Source organism: Tessaracoccus luoxuelianae (genome assembly GCF_055326245.1).
In genome coordinates, this window is the sequence record NZ_JBUZNO010000001.1 from 521503 (window position 1) to 538984 (window position 17482).

Consider the following 17482-nt stretch of genomic DNA (forward strand, 5'->3'; position numbering starts at 1 on the left):
GTTGCCCCGGCCCGCCCACTGCGCGCCGGTTAGTACCAATCGGCTATTCTACGCTGCCCCGCCCGGCAAGGCCAAACACTGACCCCACCCGTGGGGCTAGCCTGGGGCCATGAGCTACTTCGTGGTCCAGTACACCTACACAGACGACCCGCGGGCCCTCGACGCCGAGCGCCCCCACCATCGCGCCTACCTCACGTCCCTGCTGGACGACACGCTGGTGACAAGCGGTCCATATGTGGGAAGCGACCTCCCTGGGGCACTGCTGATCTTCACCGCCGATTCCGCCGCCGAAGTCGAGGACCTCCTGGACCGCGACCCCTTCTGGGCGGCGAACCTGATCGCCGAGCGCTCGATCGAGGAATGGAACCCGGTCCTCGGTTCGCTGGCCTGATCCAGGGGAGAATTCAGCGCTGGAACAACTCGGCGATCGACGGATGGGCAGCCGCGTAGCCGTCGAGCAGCTCCTTGCCCAGGCGCGGCGAGGCCACCAGGGGATGGATGGAGAAGCCCTCCCACGCCTTCTCGCGGTTGCCCGTGAGCGCCGCCTCGGCGATCGCCTGCTCGGCGGCCCGGAGGGTGCTCATCTGACCCAACTGCTGCAGCGTCAACGGCGCGACCGGCTGCGGGTGAACCCCCGTCCCGTCCGCGAGGCAGCCCACCTCCACCACGACGTCGTCGGGCAGCTCCGGCACGATCCGCCCGGCTGAGCTCCGGTTGCCCACGTCGAGGATCATGCGTTCCGGAGCTCCGGTGGCCAGCGCGGTCATGAGCCGCAGCGCCACCTCCTGGTAACCGCCACCGGCGACATCCTCGTCGTTGCGGGCCTCGTCGCCCTCGCGGGCCTCGGCCATGTAGGTGGCCTCGCGTTCGTGGAGGGCATCGTGCCAGAGCCCTAGCGGCGACTCGCAGCAGGCGACCGCATCGTAGAAGCGGCCCTGCTGGTCGCCCAGGTACTGGCCGCGCGTCTGCGCCGCGCGACGGATGTTGCGGATCGCCTCGTCGGTCTTCCAGTAGTAGTAGAGGTATTCGTTGGGCAGCGCCCCCATCGCCCTGACCCACGGCTTCTCCAGGAGCCGCGCCTCCTCGACGTGCTCCAGCGCGTCGTCCGAGGCGAGGAGGCCTGGGAGCAGGTCCACGCCGTCCACGCTCACCGACCTCAGCCAGCCGAGGTGGTTGAGGCCCACGTAGTCGTAGTCGACGCGATCGCGGTCGTACTCGAGGGAGACCCCGAGCAGCCGCGACACGCGCCGCACCAGGCCGATGGGGGTGTCGCAGATCCCCACGACGCGGTCGCCGAGGACCGTGCGCATCGCCTGGGTGACGATCCCCGCCGGGTTGGTGAAGTTGATGGTCCAGGCGTCGGGTGCGACCTCAGCGATGGTCTCGGCCACCTGCCTCATGACAGGCACCGTGCGCAGCGCGTAGGCCAACCCTCCGGGGCCGACTGTCTCCTGGCCCAGGAGGCCCAGGTTGAGGGCGACCCGCTCGTCGGCGATCCGCCCCTCGGCGCCGCCGACCCGGATGGCGGCGAAGACGAAGCGGGCGCCGACGAGGGCGTCGCGCAGGTCCGTGGTGACGCGCAGGCTGGGTGGATCGACGAGCTGGCGGGCTCGTTCGCCGATCACCCGTCCGATCGCATCGAGCCTTGAGGCCGAGGTGTCGTGGAGGACCACCTCGGTGATGTCGACCGCGGGACGTCCCGAGGCGGACAGCGCGTTGGTGGCGACGGCGTCGTAGACCAGCGGCACGCGGAAGCCGCCTCCGCCGAGGATCACGAGTTTCATGGGTGGCAACCTCCGGTCGACAATGATCCGCTCAGCCGGCGGAGTCGCCGACGTCCAGCTCGCGGCCCTGCAATGAGTGGCAGTATCGAGCATAACGATTCGATTCCGGTACGCCGGAAGGAGCGGCCACGCCATGACGGAGCACGAGCACGCCGAGGACGACGACACGCCGCTGTGCGAGGAATGCTCGCCGTGGGACCCCCTCGAGGGTCAGCGCACACCTGAGGATCCCCCGCTGGACGTCATGACCACCGGGACCATCTTCTTCGACATCATCTTCACCGGTCTCCCCCGCCTGCCGGAGCCGGGTGAGGAACTCTCCAGCGCGGGCATGGGCTCGTGTCCAGGCGGGATCGCCAACCTCGCCACGGCGGCCGCGAGGCTCGGGCTCCGGACCGGCCTGGTGGCCGGGTTCGGCGACGACACGTACGCGGACTGGATGTGGGACACCCTCAGCGGGCAGGAGAAGATCGACCTCACCGCCTCACGTCGATTCTCGAACTTCCACTCGGCCCTCACCGTGTCCATGGCCTTCAAGGGCGACCGCGGCATGGTGACCCACATGCACCCCCTGCCCGAGTCCCTCGAGACTGACCTCTTGGCCGCCCCCGCTGCCCGTGCGGCCACCGTTGAGCTGACGGACCCCGCCTCGTGGTGGCGCACGTTCAAGGATCGCGGCAGCCTGATCTTCGCCGACGTGGGCTTCGACGACACCGGGCGCTGGGACCGATCGGTTCTACAGCTCCTCGAGGACTGTCATGCCTTCACTCCCAACGCGGTGGAGGCCATGTGCTACACCCGCACAGACCGCCCCACCGATGCCGTGCGCAAGCTGGCTGGTCTGGTGCCCCTGGCTGTGGTGACCGACGGCGTCCACGGCTCCTTCGCCATCGACCAGGCGACCGGGGAGGAGGCCTACTGCCCGGCGGTCCCCGTCGAGGCGATCGACCCCACCGGCGCGGGCGACGTGTTCGCCGCGTCGATCCTGTTGGGGACGCTGGCCGGCTGGCCGCTGCAGCACCGCCTGCATTTCGCGGCCCTGACGTCCTCGCTCGCCGTGCGCCAGTTCGGCGGCTCGCTCGCGGCGCCCGGTTGGGGCGACGTGGCCGACTGGTGGCGTTCCACCTCCGCCCGCGCCGCCGCGGGAGACCTGAAGGCCTCCTACGTTCTTCGCGACTACGGCTTCCTCCAGGACCTGCTCCCGGACCATCCGGTCCTCGGGGTGCGTCGGGCGCAGGGCACCTTCGCCCTGGCATCCGACGCGGGCGCCCGCAACGGACTCCGGCCACCGCGCTGATCGGCGTGCAGTTCGCTTTCAGTCCACGTCGGAGGGCTCAGCCGTCCAGGTGTTGCAGTTGGCGAGCGTGGCGGAGTACAGCCCGCGCATGCCCCAGGTGGCCACCGAGTCCTGTGAGCCGTGGATCCCGTCCTCGATGACGGCCCGAAGATAGGGCTCGAAGGAGTCGTACACCTCGCGGGTCATCTCGAAGGACCGGTCGTGGGCCATCATCGCGTAGGAGAAGCAGGTGGCCTGAAGCTCGAGCCGGCGAGCCGACTCATTGTCACCACCCACGCTGTACTCCGCCATGAACATGCCCGCCTCTGACTGGAGGTGGTGCCCGTACTCGTGCCCGGCCATGTCCTTGACGCCGAAGTCGTGCCACGAGGCACCGTTGAGGGTGGTTTCACCGAAGTAGATGGCGCCTCCCTGCGCCGAGCAGTACAACGCCGGAGCAACCACCTCTCCGCAGGGCGTCTCCACCCGGTCTCCGGCGTAGAAGAAGACGGGGATGTCCTCGGTGCTGTAGCCCAGGGCGGCCAGCGTGGGCTTCCACGCCTCCTGGAGACAGGCCATCTGCGCCCGGGCGGCGCCCTCGAGCTCGGCAAGGGAGAACACTGCCGCCGGTGTCGGACATCCGTCGAGCGTGGGCAGGGCGGGGCCGTAGAGCGCGCTCTGCTGCAGCGTGATCCAGTCCGGGTGGGTGGAGGTGGGTCCGGGGAGCGGAGGCCACTCCCGGGCCGGCAGGCCGACGGTTTCAGGCTCGAGGATGGGGGCCACGGGCTCCGACGCGGCCGGCGCCGTCGTCTCGGAATCCTGTGCCTCGGTGGGCTCCGGGGCTGCAGAGGATGGGTCCGGCAGGACGATCTGCGGCTCGCGGGAGGTCATTCCCACGAGCGCGCCGAACAGGGCTGCCGCGACGACCAGGCCCACTCCCCCGAGCACGAGCAGGACCACGAGGACCACACCACCGCCCCCTCGCGAGCGTCGCGGCGGCGGCTGGACCCACACACGGTGCTGCGAGTACCAGTCCTGCATCAACGACCTCCTCGGCCTCGGGAACCCAGGAGCGGCTCAGAGAAGGGTGATCACCAGCAGCAGAAGCAGGACGGCCACCAGCGCCACGCCGACCACGCCCACCCCGAGGGCCATCGGCACCAGGTTGCGGGGTTCCGACACCCTGCCGGCGGGAGGACCTCCCTGCTGGACGATGGCGGGCACCTCAGTGGCCGCGGCGGGCAGCCTCTCGATGACGGGGACCAGGTCCCCCAGCGTCCGCGCCGCGTAGACGACGTCCATGGAGCCGGCGTACTCGTCGTGCGTGATCCGCCCGTCGGCGAACGCGGAGTTCAGCCGGGTGGTGAGAGACTCGCGCTCAGTCTCGTCGACCGGGTCGGCCGCACGTTGGAGGTACTTTGAGGACGGTGGGAGCGCCATGGCCCCATCTTAGGCTGCGCCGGCAAGCCTTGACCCGCGGGCGGGAGCGTCGGCAGGTCGTCAGTCGGCCAGCGGGCCGAACAGGTCCCCGAGCATCTCGGCGCCCCCGTCGTGCTCCGTGAGGACCCACAGGCCCTTCCCGGTGAGGGCCACCGTGTTCTCCCAGTGGGACCCGCGCGAGGAGTCCCTGCTCACCACGGTCCATCCGTCGTCGAGTTCGAGCGTCTGATGGAGGCCTGTGGTCAGCATGGGCTCGATGGCCAGCGCCATGCCCACGGCCAGCTTCGGGGTGGGGCGCCGCCGGTACCAGTTCGGCACGTCCGGCTCCATATGCATCTCGGAGCCGATGCCGTGCCCTGTGTACTCCCGGAGGGTGGCGTAGCGCACCGGCAGAGACTTTACGTAGTCCTCGATCGCCCGCGACACGTCCCCGACGCGCCCGCCTGCGCGCATCGCGCGCGCACCGGCCCACATGGCCTCACGCGTGGCGTCGATGAGGGCCACATCCTCGGGCGCGGGGGCCCCGACGATGATGGTGCGGGCGGCGTCGCCGTGCCAGCCCTGCACGATCGCGCCGAAGTCGATGGAGACGAGGTCGCCGTCGCGCAGAACCCGTTCCCCGGGGACGCCGTGGACCAGTTCGTCGTTGACGGAGATGCAGGCGACCCCCGGGAATCCGACACCCCACATCGAGCCGTAGTCCAGGAAGGACGACTCGGCGCCGTGGCGGGCGAGGACTTCGCGCCCGATGGCGTCGAGTTCGCCCGTGGTGATGCCCACCGCGGCCGCGGCGCACATGGCGTCCAGCCCCTGAGCGACGACGAGGCCGGCCTTGCGCATCAGCCGGAGCTCGTCGGCCGACTTCACCTCGATCATCACGGTGTGCGATCGGTGTGGGCGTCGACCATGTCGAACATGCGTTGGCGAACGTCGTCCACGGTGCCGGTGCCGTCGAGATCGACGAGGAGGCCCTTGCTCTCGTAGTGGAAGAGGAGGGGCGCGGTCTGGCCGGCGTAGACCTCCATCCGGCGACGGATGGTGTCGGCGTTGTCGTCAGCCCGCCCCTCCTTCGCGGCACGCGCGAGCAGCCGCTGGACGAGGGCCTCCGGCTCCACGTGCAGCGAGACGACGGCGTCGAGCTGCTGGCCGTGAGAGGCAAGGTAGCGGTCCAGGAAGTACACCTGGTGCATGGTCCGCGGGAATCCGTCCAGCAGGAAGCCCGGTTCGCAGTCCGGGGCCGAGAGCCGGTCCGCGACGATCTCCTCGGTGACGTCGTCGGGGACGTACTCGCCCGCGTCGATGATCTCCTTGACCTTGATGCCGAGGGGGGTCTGGTTCTTGATGTTGCTCCTGAAGATGTCCCCCGTGGAGATCGCCGGCACGCCGTAACGCTCGGCGAGCGCGGTGGCCTGTGTCCCCTTCCCCGCACCCGGCGCGCCCATGATCAGCAGCTTCATCGCAGGAAGCCCTCATAGTTGCGCTGCTGGAGCTGGCTCTCGATCTTCTTGACGGTGTCCAGAGCGACGCCGACGATGATGAGGATGGAGGTGCCGCCGAAGGGGAAGTTCTGCTGGGCGCCGACCGCCATGAAGGCGATGGTGGGGATGAGCGCGATGATGGCGAGGTACAGCGACCCGGGGGCGGTCAGCCGCGACAGTACGTAGGCGAGGTAGCGCTCGGTGGGCTTGCCCGCACGGATCCCGGGGATGAAGCCGCCGTACTTCTTCATGTTGTCCGAGACCTCCTCCGGGTTGAAGGTGATGGACACATAGAAGTAGCAGAAGGCGATGATCAGCACGAACTGCACCAGGTTGTACACCCAGGACTGACCGCCCTGGCCGGTGAAGTTCGCCTGGATCCACTGCGAGATGGCGCCGTCCGGCCGGAAGGTCGAGTAGAGCACCGGGAGGTACAGCATGGAGGAGGCGAAGATCACTGGGATGACGCCGGACTGGTTGACCTTGAGCGGGATGTAGGTGGTGGATCCGCCGACGAGGCGTCGGCCCACCATGCGCTTTGCGTACTGCACGGGGATCCGGCGCTGGCCCTGCTCGACCCAGATGATGCCCAGCATCACGAGCAGGCCGATACCGATCACGAGGAAGAACAGGAACCAGCCCGTCACGCCCTCGTGGCTCTGCTTGATGGACCACAGGCCGGCGGGGAAGCTGGCCGCGATCTGCGTGAAGATCATGATCGACATGCCGTTGCCGATGCCGCGCTCGGTGATGAGCTCGCCCATCCACATGATGACAGCGGTGCCGGCCGTCATGATCATCACCATGGTGATCAGGGGCAGCAGCTCGTCGCTGTAGAGGATGCCGTCGCAGCCCTGGAAGAGCTGGCCGGTGCGGGCGAGGGTGACGAAGGCCGTGGCGTTGAGGACCGCGAGCACCAGGGTGAGGTAACGGGTGTACTCGGTGATCTTCTGCTGGCCTGTGCCGCCCTCCTTCTTGAGGGCCTCCAGCTTCGGGATCACGACGGTGAGCAGCTGGAGGATGATCGAGGCCGTGATGTAGGGCATGATCCCGAGCGCGAAGATCGTCAACTGGAGCAGCGCCCCACCCGAGAACAGGTTGATCATCGAGTAGAGGCCGGCCGAGTCGCCCTGCGCGGCGAGCGCCAGACACTGGTCGATCCGCGAGATGCTCACGTTGGGTGAGGGGATCGTGGATCCCAGGCGGAACACGGCAATGATGCCCAGCGTGAAGAAGATCTTCTTGCGAAGATCCGGTGTCTTCAACGCGTTGGCCAAGGCGGAGATCATCCGACCCTACTTTCGGTTTCGTTGTACAACACGGCGCCGTGCAGTGTCGGCACGGCAACCAGGGAAGCCTATCAAGGCACGTACCGGCACCAAAACGCCGGAGCACCTGAGGGGCGCGCCGGAAACGCCGACGGGGTGGACCCGGGAGACCCCGGGCCCACCCCGACGGTGGTGTAGCTGGTGCGCGACCGACTCAGAGTTCGGTCACGGATCCGCCGGCGCCTTCAAGCTTCGCCTTGGCGGAGCTGGAGAATGCGTGGGCGGTCACGTCGAGCGCCACGGTGACGTCGCCGTTGCCGAGGATCTTGACGAGGTTGCCGGAGCGCACAGCGCCTGCATCCACGAGTTCCTCGACGCCCACGGAGCCGCCCTCGGGGAACAGCTCGGAGAGACGGCCGACGTTGACCACCTGGTACTCAACCCGGAACGGGTTCTTGAAGCCCTTGAGCTTCGGGATCCGCATGTGCAACGGCATCTGGCCGCCCTCGAAGTTCTGGGGAACGTTCTTACGCGCCCCGGTGCCCTTCGTACCGCGACCAGCGGTCTTACCCTTCGAACCCTCACCACGGCCAACACGGGTCTTAGCCGTCTTGGCGCCGGGGGCGGGGCGCAGATGATGCAGCTTGAGCGTCATCGTCACTTCACCTCTTCCACGGTAACCAGATGGGCGACGGTGCGGATCATCCCGAGCACCTCGGGGCGGTCCTCACGGACCACCGAGGAGCCGATGCGACCCAGACCGAGCGTCCGCAGCGTCTCGCGCTGGTTCTGCTTTCCACCCACCCCAGACTTTGCCTGGGTGATCTTCAGCTCGGCCATCAGTGAGCCACCTCTTCCTTCGAGGCGCGGATGAGCGCCGCCGGAGCGACGTCCTCGATCGCCATGCCGCGACGCTTGGCCACGGCCTGGGGCTCTTCGAGCTGCTGAAGCGCATCCACCGTGGCGTGCACCACGTTGATGGCATTGGACGAGCCGAGCGACTTGGCGAGCACGTCGTGCACGCCTGCGCACTCGAGGACGGCGCGAGCCGACCCACCGGCGATGACGCCGGTACCCGGGGACGCGGGGCGCAGCATGACCACGCCCGCGGCCTTCTCACCCTGAACCGGGTGCGGAATCGTGCGCTGGATCAACGGCACGCGGAAGAAGTGCTTCTTGGCCTCTTCAACACCCTTGGCGATCGCGGCCGGCACCTCCTTCGCCTTGCCGTAGCCGACGCCCACCATGCCCTCGCCGTCGCCGACGACGACCAGAGCGGTGAAGCTGAAGCGACGACCACCCTTGACCACCTTGGCGACGCGGTTGATGGTCACCACGCGCTCGAGGTACTTGCTTTCTTCCTTCGGAGCCTGGCCACGACGATCGTCACGGCCACGACGCTCACCTGTAGCGCCAGAACCTCGGCGCTGTTGGGTTTCACTCATCGTGAAAAACCTTTCCTTTCGTCGTGTTAGAAGCCGAGCCCGGCCTCGCGGGCTGCATCGGCCAGAGCAGCGATCCGCCCGTGGTACTTGTTACCCGCACGGTCGAAGACGACCTGCTCGACGCCGGCAGCCTTCGCGCGCTCGGCGATCAGGACACCGACCTTGCGTGCCTTCTCGGACTTGTCCGCCTCGGTGCCGCGCAGGTCGGCCTCCATGGTGGACGCGGACGCCAGCGTCTTGCCCTGGACATCGTCGATCACCTGAACGAACAGGTGCCGGGAGGACCGGTTGACCACCAGACGGGGACGATCGGCCGAGCCGTTGATCTTCTTGCGGCCACGGAGCTGCCGACGGGCGCGGGACGCCGTCTTGGGAGCCAGCGACTTGCGGTTGCTGAGCGAAATGGCCATCACTTGCCAGCCTTTCCGGCCTTGCGGCGGACTTGTTCGCCCGCGTAACGGACACCCTTGCCCTTGTAGGGCTCGGGCTTGCGGATCTTGCGGATGTTGGCCGCGGTCTCGCCGACAAGCTGCTTGTCGATGCCGTGGACGCTGAACCTGGTGGGCGCTTCCACCACGAAGGTGATGCCCTCGGGGGCGTTCACGATCACGGGGTGGGAGAATCCGAGCGCAAATTCCAGCTGCTGCGGGCCCTTGAAGATCACGCGGTAACCAACGCCGACGATCTCAAGCTTCTTTTCATAGCCCTCGGTCACGCCCTGGATCATGTTGCTGATCAGGGTGCGGGTGAGGCCATGGAGGGACCTGCTCTGACGCTCGTCGTTGGGACGGGCGACGGCGAGCTGGCCGTCTTCCTGCTTCTCGATGGTGATGGGCTCGGCGACGGTGAGCGTCAACGACCCCTTGGGTCCCTTGACGTCAACCTGTCGGCCGTCGAGCAACACGTCGACGCCGGATGGGATGGCGATGGGGAGCCTGCCAATACGCGACATTAGTTTTTCTCCTTACCTTCGCCGGTCACCAGACGTAGGCGAGTACTTCGCCGCCCACGGACTTGGCTTTGGCGTCCCTGTCGGTCAACAGACCCTGGGACGTCGAAATGATGGCGATGCCGAGACCGCCCAGCACCTTCGGCAACTCCGTGGACTTCGCGTAGACGCGGAGCCCCGGCTTGCTGATGCGACGAATGCCCACGATGGAGCGCACGCGCGAGTCGCCGTACTTCAGAGTGACCTTGAGGACCTTGCCAACCTGCCCCTCAACCTCGGTCAACTCGAAATCCGAGATGTAACCGTTGGCCTTGAGGATCTCGGCGATGCCCACCTTGATCTTCGACGACGGCATGGTCGTCGAGTCCAGGAACGCCTGGTTGGCGTTCCGCAGACGTGTCAGCATGTCTGCAATCGGATCAGTCATTGTCATGACTTGTTGCCTCTTTCTCGCGCCGGTTTCCGGGGGACCCGGACCTGTCGCAACTTGAATTCCTTAGGAACAGTGGTTCCGGATCACCAGGACGACTTGGTCACACCGGGCAGTTCGCCGGCGTGCGCCATGTCGCGCAGGCAGATGCGGCAGAGGCCGAACTTGCGGTAGACCGAGTGGGGCCTGCCGCACTTCTGGCAACGGGTGTAGGCGCGCACGCCGAACTTCGGCTTCCGGGCCTGCTTGACCTTGAGTGCTGTCTTTGCCATGGGTCAGCTCACTTCTTCTTCTTGGCGTAGAACGCGGGGCCGCGCTTCGACTTCTGCTTCTTGGCGTCATCGACGGCTTTGAAGGGGAAGCCGAGGAGCTTGAGCAGCGCCAGGCCTTCCGCGTCGTTGGCCGCCGTGGTCACGAAGGTGATGTCCATGCCACGGACACGATCCACCTTGTCCTGATCGATCTCGAGGAACATGACCTGCTCCGAGAGGCCGAAGGTGTAGTTGCCGTTGCCGTCGAACTGGTTGCCGTTGAGTCCACGGAAGTCGCGGATACGGGGCAGCGCGAGCGTCAAAAGCCGGTCTGCGAACTCCCACATGCGGTCGCCGCGCAGCGTGACGTGGCAGCCGATGGGCTGACCCTCACGAAGCTTGAACTGGGCGATCGACTTGCGGGCCTTCGTCACCGACGGCTTCTGGCCGGTGATGGCGGTGAGGTCCTTGATGGCGCCCTCGATGATCTTCGAGTCGCGCGCGGCCTCGCCGACGCCCATGTTGACCACGATCTTGACCAGACCGGGGATCTGCATGACGTTGTCGTAGTTGAACTCGTCCTGCAGTGCCGGGACGATGCTCTCGCGGTACTTGGCCTTCAGCCGCGGAATCGCGGTGGGGGCTGCGGTGGCGGTCATCAGATCTCCTCCCCGGTCTTGCGGGCGATGCGCACAGAGCGCTGCGCGGTGTACTCGGAGCCGTCGGGGCGGCGCTTGGTGACGTCGACGCGCTTGTGACCGATGCGCGTGACGACCTCCTTGCCGTCGACCTTGACCACGAGCTGCACGTTGGACACATGGATGGGGGCCTCGACGGTGATCACACCGCCCTCGACCTTGCGGCCGGCCGCGGTCTGGGACTCGCGACGGTGCTTCTTGACGAGGTTGACACCCTGCACCGTGACGCGCTTGGTTTCGGGGTTCACGGCGATGACTTCGGCGACGACCCCCCTGTCCTTGCCCGAGATGACCTTGACGCGGTCACCCTTCTTGATGTTGAGCGATGCCATGATCAGATCACCTCCGGGGCGAGCGAGACGATGCGCATGAACTTCTTCTCGCGGAGTTCGCGCGCAACCGGGCCGAAGATGCGGGTGCCGCGGGGCTCCCCGTCGTTCTTCAGGATGACGGCGGCGTTCTCATCGAACTTGATGTAGGACCCGTCGGCGCGGCGACGCTCCTTGACGGTGCGGACGACGACGGCCTTGACCACGTCGCCCTTCTTGACGTTGCCGCCAGGGATCGCGTCCTTGACGGTGGCGACGATGGTGTCGCCGAGGTAGGCGTAGCGGCGCTTAGAGCCACCGAGCACACGGATGCACAAGATCTCCTTGGCACCAGTGTTGTCGGCGACTTTCAGTCGCGACTCCTGCTGGATCATCTACTTCTCCTTGATCCACCGGTTCCCATGCATGGGGCCTTGTGAAACTAGAAATGAACCCCCTGGATTTTGCCAGGCGGCAGCCCCCAGCCCGAGAGAGAGGGAGCGTGGTGTGAACCCGGGAAAGGTCCCCTCGAAAGGGCACAGTCCCAAGGCAACTGGGACAGTCTAGCCCGTAGTGGACCCGGGGAAGAAATCAGCCCCGACGAGGCCCTCTCCCGTCTCCGCGCGCCTCTGCCGTCATTCGCTGCGCAGCGCCTCGACCGGGTCCTTGCGCGACGCGGCCGACGCCGGGATCAGGCCCGCCAGCGCCGTCAACCCCATGCTGACCAGCACCAGGATCACAGCCGCCTGCAGCGGCAGCTGAGCCACGTTCGGCACGTCGAAGTTGGCCTCGACGATGGCGTTGGCGGGAATGGTCAGCAGGAACGTGACCACCACGCCGAGCAGGCCCGCCACGAACCCGACGATGAGGGTCTCGGCGTTGAACACGCGCCTGATGTCGCGCTTGCTCGCACCGATGGAGCGCAGGATTCCGATCTCCTTCTTGCGCTCCAGCACCGAGATGTAGGTGATGACGCCGATCATGATGGAGCTGACCACCAGGGAGATCGCCACGAAGGCCACCAGCACGTAGCTGATGGTGTTGATGATGTCGGTGACCGAGCCCATCAGCGCCCCGACGATGTCGGTGAAGGTGATGACGCGATCCTCGTCGCCGGCCTCCTTGGCGCTGGCGTTGTAGGCGTCGAGGATGTCCAGCACGCGCTCCTTGGACTCGAAGTCCTTGGGAAAGATCTGGATGGTGGACGGGTCGGTGAGATCGGCGAAGCCGAGCGTACGCAGGTTGCCCTCGTAGGAGCTCAGCTGCCGCGTGGTCATCGCCATCAACAGCTGGGTCAGCTCGTCCTGGTTGCGGTTGAGCTGGAACGCGTCGGCGAAGACCGCCTCGTCGATGCTCATGGCGTCGGCCATGTTCTCGCTCAACCGGCCCATCGAGCCCTCGATGGCGGCGGAGACCTGGGTGCCGAGCGCGTCCGCCAGCTGCGTGGACAGGGCGCCGGTCAGCTCTCCCATCACATCCGCGATGTAGGAGCCCATCGCGCTTTGCAGCTGCGCGGTGAGGGCGTCGGTGTCGATCAGGCCACTGGTCTCGGCGAGGAGGTCCGCGCCTTGAGGCGAGGCGAGGAAGCCGTCGAGGTTAGCCTCCACGCCGTCGATGGGCAGGCCGTTGTCGACGGTGTAGGCCAGGTAGCCGCGCACCAGCTGCGTGAGCAACCCGGCCTCCTCCCCCGGTGCCTCGGCAGCCGGTGCCTGCCCGGCGGGCGCCGCCCCCAGGCGCGTCAGCAGGTCCAGGCCCTGCGGCGAGTCCAGGAAGGCCCGCACCAGCGCCGCGACGTCGGGCTGCTCGTCCGTGGCCGGCTGCACCTGCTCGACGAACCGGTCATAGGCCTGAGCGGCCGCCACCAGCGCCTCCGGGTCGATAAGCCCGCCGGTGGCCGCCAGCGCCGCCTGACCCTGCTCCGAACTCAGGAACGCCTCGACCCTCGCCTCAGCGCCGGGCGACGGGGCGCTCGGCGCGGGGGCGGGCTGCTCGGTGGCGTCGGACGGCGGTTGAAGGGGCGTCGCGGCGAAACCGAGGAGGGCCTCCAGCAGTCCTGCGAGAGTCTCGGCGTCGAGCGGACGAGGTTCCTGCACGGTGCCGACGAGGAGCTGTTGCCCGGTCGGCGATTGGAGGAAGAGCCGGAAGTTGGCCTCCGTGTCGGCCGGATCGAGCTTGTTCTCAGTGACGAAGACCGCGAACGAGGTGGCCAGCGAGGTGGTCCAGCTGACCACCTGACCGGCCTCGGCGCCCATGTCTGGCGCCGCGACGACGGAGGCCAGGTCGAGCTCCCCCAGGAGTGCGGCGAGATCCAGCTCCGGCAGGGACGAGGGGTCCAGAGCGAACTCCGGCAGGCTGAGATTCTCCAGTGCTGAGGTGTCGATCTCGAGGGCGTCGGCGTCGAAGGTGAAGGCCCCAGCGATGGCATCCTGGTCGAAGCTGATGAGCTGCGAGAGGTCCATCTCCTCGGCGGCGGCCCGGTCGTCGGCGAAACTGCGGCCGGTGAGCACGTTGGTGTCGCTACGGGCCAGCTGGTCGGCGACGATCTCGCTGCCCGCCGCCTTCTCGATGACGTGCCTGGTGAGCGCGGGGGTGTAGTAGATGCCAGACTGCAGGATCGTGCTGTCCTCCACGGCCTGCACGACGCCGACCACCTCCAACGTCTCGGCCGAGTCGACGACGCTCGCCACGTGGCCCTCGTCGGAGCTCCGGTCGGTCCACACGCCGAACTCGGCGTCGTAGCTGTAGAGGTCGGGCACGTTGACGAGCCGGAATGTCGCGGCCAGCAGGTCGTCGTAGGTGACGGTGATCGCGGCACCGGGCTCGGTGATGGGCTCCTCGTTCGCGAGTTGGGTGACCATCACGTCGAGCTCGGCCGGGTCGCGCAGCCCCATGGCATAGAGCGTGAGGTCGCTCACCCTGCCGCTGGGGCTGAGCACGACGACGGTCTCGAGGGCGTCGTCGGGCCAGTCTCCGGCGAGCACCTCGTAGTGGGTCTCCACCAGCGACAGGTCCTCGACCAGCTCGCTGAACACCCCGGATCCCGCGCCGGGGCCCAGGAGCGAGTTGACGGTGGAGGTAGGGTCCAACCCGACGGAGTTGAAGGTGGTGTCGGGGTTGACCTGGCGGGGCCCTTCCCGCGTCTCGGCGTAGATCCGAGGGGTGACGTCGTAGCTGTACTCGATGGAGTTGACGAAGTCGTCGATCCCGCTGTCGCCGTCGTCGAAGTATCTCTTCAGGGAGGCGAGGTCGTTGGTGCCGACCCCGCCGAGCATCCTGGAGACGCGCTGGGCCTCCGGCACCTCACCCTCGACGGGCGCCGGGGCATCGTCGTCGCGTCCGTCTGGCGACCCCGCCAGTAGGGAGGTGAGGTCGAAGCCCTGCCGCTCGATGGACAGCGGATACATCGACAGCGTGTCCTCCTCGACACCCTTGATGTAGAGGCCGACGCCGTTGGCGAGCGCGAGGATCGCGGCGATGCCGATGATGCCGATGCTGCCCGCGAACGACGTCATCAGGGTGCGGCCCTTCTTCGTCATCAGGTTGTTGAACGACAACGCGATGGCGGTGAGGAAGCTCATGGCGGTGCGCCGCGCCGGGCGTCCGCTCTCCTGCTGCTGCCCGGGCTGGTAGGGATCGGTGTCGGAGAAGACGACCCCGTCGCGGAGCTGGACGGTGCGGGTGGCGTACTCCTTGGCCAGCTCGGGGTTGTGCGTCACCATGATGACCAGGCGGTCGCGGGCGATGTCTGTCAGCAGGGCCATGATCTGGACGCTGGTGGCCGTGTCGAGGGCGCCGGTGGGCTCGTCTGCCAGCAGGATGTCCGGGTCGTTGATCAGCGCGCGGGCAATGGCGACGCGCTGCATCTGGCCGCCGGAGAGCTGGTTGGGGCGCTTGTGCACGTGCTCGGCCAGGCCCACCTCGGACAGCGCCGCCATGGCTCGTCGCTTCCGCTCGGAGGGCGAGACGCCTGCCAGCGTGAGAGCCAGCTCGACATTGGAGAGGACGCTCTGGTGCGGGATGAGGTTGTACGCCTGGAAGACGAACCCGATGCGATTGTTGCGGTAGGTGTCCCAGTCACGGTCGCGGTACTCGTCGGTGGGGATGCCGTCGATGACGAGGTTGCCCGAGTCGTAGTGGTCGAGACCGCCCACGACGTTGAGCAGGGTGGTCTTGCCGGAACCTGAGGGACCGAGGATCGCGACGAACTCGTTGTCGCGGAAGGCGATGGAGACGTCGTCCAGTGCCACCTGGGTGAAGTCGCCTGTGGTGTACGACTTGCGGACTTTCTCAAGCTGCAGCATGGGGCCTCGGTGACAGGATGTCGCGGCTTCTGGGCCGTGAGCCTTCCAGGATACGTCACTGCATCCAACAGACCAGAGCCGGTTCGCCGGACGTGCGAGTCGCCCGGGCCGCGTGGTGCGGACCGGGCGACTTGTGACAGCTCAGGATGAGTGTCCCGCTAGCGGCTCCTGCGACGACCGCTCTCGGCCGAGAACCGGGCGACTCCACCCGCCGAGGCGGTGGCCGCCGCGGCGGGCCGTCGGGAACGGCCCTCGGCGGGACGCTCGCCGCGCTGGACCTGGGGACGCTGGCCGCGACCACCCTGCGGACGGTCGGACCCACTGCGCGGTCGCGCTGACGCCCCACCGCGACGGCCGCCACCGCCCTGCCCCTCCTGGGGTTCGGGCTTGATGAGGCCGCCCGGGAAGGAGCGCTCCCCGGGCGCGATCTCGCGCAGCACCGGGTGTCGCGCGTCGGCGCGGGTGATGGTGGGATTGACGCCCGCCTTGCGGGTGAGGTCGCGCACGTCCGAGCGCTGCCCGTCGAGCATGAGCGTGACGACGGTGCCCTCGGCCCCGGCGCGGGCGGTGCGGCCCGAGCGGTGCGTGTAGGCCTTGTGTTCCACCGGCGGGTCCGCGTGGATGACCAGGCCGACATCGTCGACGTGGATGCCGCGCGCCGCGACGTCGGTGGCCACGAGCGTCTGGGCCGTGCCTGCATGGAAGGCCGCCATGGAGCGCTCGCGCGCGTTCTGGCTCATGTTGCCCTGCAGCTCGACGGCCGGGATCCCGGCGGCATTGAGCTGGCGGGCGATCTTCTTGGCGCGGTGCTTGGTGCGGGTGAACACCACCGACCGGCCCGGAGCGGCCGCGAGGTCGATGAGGACCGGGAGGTGGTGGTCGTCTGCCACGTGCAGCACGTGGTGGGTCATCGTGGCGACGGGCGACTCGGCCGAGTCCGCCTCGTGCACGACGGGGTTGGTCATGAACTGGTTCACCAGGGTCCCCACGGCCTTGTCCAGGGTGGCGGAGAACAGCATGCGCTGCCCGGCCTTCGGGGTCTGGGACAGCAGCCGGCGCACGGACGGCAGGAACCCGAGGTCCGCCATGTGGTCGGCCTCGTCGATGATGGTGATCTCGACGCCGGCCAGGGAGGCGACGCCCTGGGCGATCAGGTCCTCCAGACGGCCCGGGCACGCGACGATCACGTCAACGCCCCTGGTGAGGGCCGCCGCCTGCGGCTTCTGGTTGACGCCGCCGAAGATGGTGCGCGAGGTGAGCCCCGCGGAGGCCGCCAGCGGCGCGAGCGCCTCGTCGATCTGGATCGCGAGCTCCCGGGTGGGGGCGAGGATCATGGCGCGCGGCCGCTTGGCGGCGCGACGGGTGCCGGAGGATGAGAGGCGTGCCACCAGCGGCAGCAGGAAGGCGTAGGTCTTGCCCGAGCCTGTGCGGCCCCGGCCCAGCACGTCGCGGCCGCTGAGCGAGTCCGGCAGCGTCGCGGCCTGGATGGGCGTGGGGAGGGTGATGTCTCGCTCAGCGAGGATGGAGGCGAGGGGTGCGGGCACGCCGAGCGCGCCGAAGGACAGTGAAGACATGAGGAAAGACTCCCGTGTGGGGGTGATGCAGCGGTTCTGCCCGGCGCGGACTAGGAGTGTGCTGAACAATGCTGTCTCCGGCGAGGACGTGCCGGGCGGGATGAGGTGGTGCCACTACATCTGGTGCGTGTACTTGACGTCCATATCCAGATGGAGGGGTGCCAGATCGCCCGATCCGGTGCGCCGCAGCCGAGGCATGATTGTTCAGCAGGCTCCTAGGTGTCCGCAGCGCGATGGCATCGGAGAAAGAAGCTAGAGGAACTCAGAGCAGAACGATCCG

General features: G+C 67.7%; 20 protein-coding genes. 2 read left to right on the plus strand and 18 right to left on the minus strand.

Annotation, left to right across the window (positions count from 1 at the left end; translation table 11 throughout):
- Positions 1–109: 109 nt before the first annotated feature.
- On the plus strand, positions 110–391 hold the full coding sequence (locus tag ACZK39_RS02360; RefSeq protein ID WP_182782404.1) for a YciI family protein: 282 nt from the start codon (positions 110–112) through the stop codon (positions 389–391).
- 13 nt (positions 392–404) lie between these two features.
- Here the strand turns inward: ACZK39_RS02360 and ACZK39_RS02365 are convergent, their stop codons facing one another.
- On the minus strand, positions 405–1784 hold the full coding sequence (locus tag ACZK39_RS02365; RefSeq protein WP_459056395.1) for a family 4 glycosyl hydrolase: 1380 nt from the start codon (positions 1782–1784) through the stop codon (positions 405–407).
- A 133-nt stretch (positions 1785–1917) separates the two neighbouring features.
- Here ACZK39_RS02365 and ACZK39_RS02370 point away from each other — a divergent pair, with 133 nt between their 5' ends.
- Complete coding sequence (locus tag ACZK39_RS02370) at positions 1918–3081, plus strand: carbohydrate kinase family protein (RefSeq protein WP_459056394.1); 1164 nt, start codon at positions 1918–1920, stop codon at positions 3079–3081.
- An 18-nt stretch (positions 3082–3099) separates the two neighbouring features.
- Here ACZK39_RS02370 and ACZK39_RS02375 read toward each other — a convergent pair whose 3' ends face one another.
- The 17 genes from ACZK39_RS02375 to ACZK39_RS02455 form a co-directional block, all read right to left on the minus strand.
- Complete coding sequence (locus ACZK39_RS02375) at positions 3100–4101, minus strand: neutral zinc metallopeptidase (protein ID WP_463612398.1); 1002 nt, start codon at positions 4099–4101, stop codon at positions 3100–3102.
- A gap of 36 nt (positions 4102–4137) precedes the next feature.
- Positions 4138–4500 (minus strand): DUF1707 SHOCT-like domain-containing protein, encoded by a 363-nt coding sequence (locus tag ACZK39_RS02380; RefSeq protein WP_459056392.1) that lies wholly within the window; start codon positions 4498–4500, stop codon positions 4138–4140.
- Between the two features lie 60 nt (positions 4501–4560).
- On the minus strand, positions 4561–5376 hold the full coding sequence (gene map, locus ACZK39_RS02385; protein WP_459056391.1) for a type I methionyl aminopeptidase: 816 nt from the start codon (positions 5374–5376) through the stop codon (positions 4561–4563).
- A complete protein-coding gene (locus ACZK39_RS02390) occupies positions 5376–5957 on the minus strand; it encodes an adenylate kinase (protein ID WP_459056390.1) in 582 nt (193 codons plus the stop codon). Before ACZK39_RS02390 ends, map begins: the two co-directional genes overlap by 1 nt.
- A complete protein-coding gene (gene secY, locus ACZK39_RS02395; protein WP_459056389.1) occupies positions 5954–7267 on the minus strand; it encodes a preprotein translocase subunit SecY in 1314 nt (437 codons plus the stop codon). Before secY ends, ACZK39_RS02390 begins: the two co-directional genes overlap by 4 nt.
- 193 nt (positions 7268–7460) lie before the next feature.
- Complete coding sequence (rplO, locus tag ACZK39_RS02400; RefSeq protein WP_182800129.1) at positions 7461–7901, minus strand: 50S ribosomal protein L15; 441 nt, start codon at positions 7899–7901, stop codon at positions 7461–7463.
- Positions 7902–7903: 2 nt separating this feature from the next.
- A complete protein-coding gene (gene rpmD / locus ACZK39_RS02405) occupies positions 7904–8086 on the minus strand; it encodes a 50S ribosomal protein L30 (protein WP_182782390.1) in 183 nt (60 codons plus the stop codon).
- Positions 8086–8691: a 30S ribosomal protein S5 gene (gene rpsE, locus ACZK39_RS02410; RefSeq protein ID WP_182782389.1), complete on the minus strand. Its 606-nt coding sequence runs from the start codon at positions 8689–8691 to the stop codon at positions 8086–8088. Before rpsE ends, rpmD begins: the two co-directional genes overlap by 1 nt.
- A 26-nt stretch (positions 8692–8717) precedes the next feature.
- Positions 8718–9101, minus strand: coding sequence for a 50S ribosomal protein L18 (gene rplR, locus ACZK39_RS02415; RefSeq protein WP_182782388.1), 384 nt, complete (start codon positions 9099–9101; stop codon positions 8718–8720).
- Positions 9101–9643: a 50S ribosomal protein L6 gene (gene rplF, locus ACZK39_RS02420; protein ID WP_182782387.1), complete on the minus strand. Its 543-nt coding sequence runs from the start codon at positions 9641–9643 to the stop codon at positions 9101–9103. The genes rplR and rplF overlap by 1 nt, the downstream gene beginning before the upstream one ends.
- A 25-nt stretch (positions 9644–9668) precedes the next feature.
- Entirely contained in the window at positions 9669–10073 is a 405-nt protein-coding gene (gene rpsH, locus ACZK39_RS02425; protein ID WP_182782386.1) for a 30S ribosomal protein S8, read from the minus strand.
- An 83-nt stretch (positions 10074–10156) separates the two neighbouring features.
- Positions 10157–10342, minus strand: coding sequence for a type Z 30S ribosomal protein S14 (locus ACZK39_RS02430; protein ID WP_182782385.1), 186 nt, complete (start codon positions 10340–10342; stop codon positions 10157–10159).
- Between the two features lie 8 nt (positions 10343–10350).
- Positions 10351–10980 carry a 50S ribosomal protein L5 gene (gene rplE / locus ACZK39_RS02435; RefSeq protein ID WP_182782384.1) on the minus strand — a complete coding sequence of 210 codons (630 nt, stop codon included), beginning with the start codon at positions 10978–10980 and terminating at the stop codon, positions 10351–10353.
- Complete coding sequence (gene rplX, locus ACZK39_RS02440; RefSeq protein ID WP_182782383.1) at positions 10980–11351, minus strand: 50S ribosomal protein L24; 372 nt, start codon at positions 11349–11351, stop codon at positions 10980–10982. Before rplX ends, rplE begins: the two co-directional genes overlap by 1 nt.
- Positions 11352–11353: 2 nt before the next feature.
- Entirely contained in the window at positions 11354–11722 is a 369-nt protein-coding gene (gene rplN / locus ACZK39_RS02445; RefSeq protein WP_068749476.1) for a 50S ribosomal protein L14, read from the minus strand.
- 240 nt (positions 11723–11962) lie between these two features.
- Positions 11963–15628: an ABC transporter ATP-binding protein/permease gene (locus ACZK39_RS02450; protein WP_463612399.1), complete on the minus strand. Its 3666-nt coding sequence runs from the start codon at positions 15626–15628 to the stop codon at positions 11963–11965.
- A 158-nt stretch (positions 15629–15786) separates the two neighbouring features.
- On the minus strand, positions 15787–17202 hold the full coding sequence (locus ACZK39_RS02455) for a DEAD/DEAH box helicase (protein WP_182800131.1): 1416 nt from the start codon (positions 17200–17202) through the stop codon (positions 15787–15789).
- Positions 17203–17482: the final 280 nt, after the last annotated feature.

Excerpts from the sequence above, each read along its gene's own strand:
- ACZK39_RS02360 (WP_182782404.1), top strand. The coding sequence starts at position 110 with ATGAGCTACTTCGTGGTCCAGTACACCTACACAGACGACCCGCGGGCC.
- ACZK39_RS02365 (WP_459056395.1), bottom strand. The coding sequence starts at position 1,784 with ATGAAACTCGTGATCCTCGGCGGAGGCGGCTTCCGCGTGCCGCTGGTC.
- ACZK39_RS02370 (WP_459056394.1), top strand. The coding sequence starts at position 1,918 with ATGACGGAGCACGAGCACGCCGAGGACGACGACACGCCGCTGTGCGAG.
- ACZK39_RS02375 (WP_463612398.1), bottom strand. The coding sequence starts at position 4,101 with ATGCAGGACTGGTACTCGCAGCACCGTGTGTGGGTCCAGCCGCCGCCG.
- ACZK39_RS02380 (WP_459056392.1), bottom strand. The coding sequence starts at position 4,500 with ATGGCGCTCCCACCGTCCTCAAAGTACCTCCAACGTGCGGCCGACCCG.
- map (WP_459056391.1), bottom strand. The coding sequence starts at position 5,376 with ATGATCGAGGTGAAGTCGGCCGACGAGCTCCGGCTGATGCGCAAGGCC.
- ACZK39_RS02390 (WP_459056390.1), bottom strand. The coding sequence starts at position 5,957 with ATGAAGCTGCTGATCATGGGCGCGCCGGGTGCGGGGAAGGGGACACAG.
- secY (WP_459056389.1), bottom strand. The coding sequence starts at position 7,267 with ATGATCTCCGCCTTGGCCAACGCGTTGAAGACACCGGATCTTCGCAAG.
- rplO (WP_182800129.1), bottom strand. The coding sequence starts at position 7,901 with ATGACGCTCAAGCTGCATCATCTGCGCCCCGCCCCCGGCGCCAAGACG.
- rpmD (WP_182782390.1), bottom strand. The coding sequence starts at position 8,086 with ATGGCCGAGCTGAAGATCACCCAGGCAAAGTCTGGGGTGGGTGGAAAG.
- rpsE (WP_182782389.1), bottom strand. The coding sequence starts at position 8,691 with ATGAGTGAAACCCAACAGCGCCGAGGTTCTGGCGCTACAGGTGAGCGT.
- rplR (WP_182782388.1), bottom strand. The coding sequence starts at position 9,101 with ATGGCCATTTCGCTCAGCAACCGCAAGTCGCTGGCTCCCAAGACGGCG.
- rplF (WP_182782387.1), bottom strand. The coding sequence starts at position 9,643 with ATGTCGCGTATTGGCAGGCTCCCCATCGCCATCCCATCCGGCGTCGAC.
- rpsH (WP_182782386.1), bottom strand. The coding sequence starts at position 10,073 with ATGACAATGACTGATCCGATTGCAGACATGCTGACACGTCTGCGGAAC.
- ACZK39_RS02430 (WP_182782385.1), bottom strand. The coding sequence starts at position 10,342 with ATGGCAAAGACAGCACTCAAGGTCAAGCAGGCCCGGAAGCCGAAGTTC.
- rplE (WP_182782384.1), bottom strand. The coding sequence starts at position 10,980 with ATGACCGCCACCGCAGCCCCCACCGCGATTCCGCGGCTGAAGGCCAAG.
- rplX (WP_182782383.1), bottom strand. The coding sequence starts at position 11,351 with ATGGCATCGCTCAACATCAAGAAGGGTGACCGCGTCAAGGTCATCTCG.
- rplN (WP_068749476.1), bottom strand. The coding sequence starts at position 11,722 with ATGATCCAGCAGGAGTCGCGACTGAAAGTCGCCGACAACACTGGTGCC.
- ACZK39_RS02450 (WP_463612399.1), bottom strand. The coding sequence starts at position 15,628 with ATGCTGCAGCTTGAGAAAGTCCGCAAGTCGTACACCACAGGCGACTTC.
- ACZK39_RS02455 (WP_182800131.1), bottom strand. The coding sequence starts at position 17,202 with ATGTCTTCACTGTCCTTCGGCGCGCTCGGCGTGCCCGCACCCCTCGCC.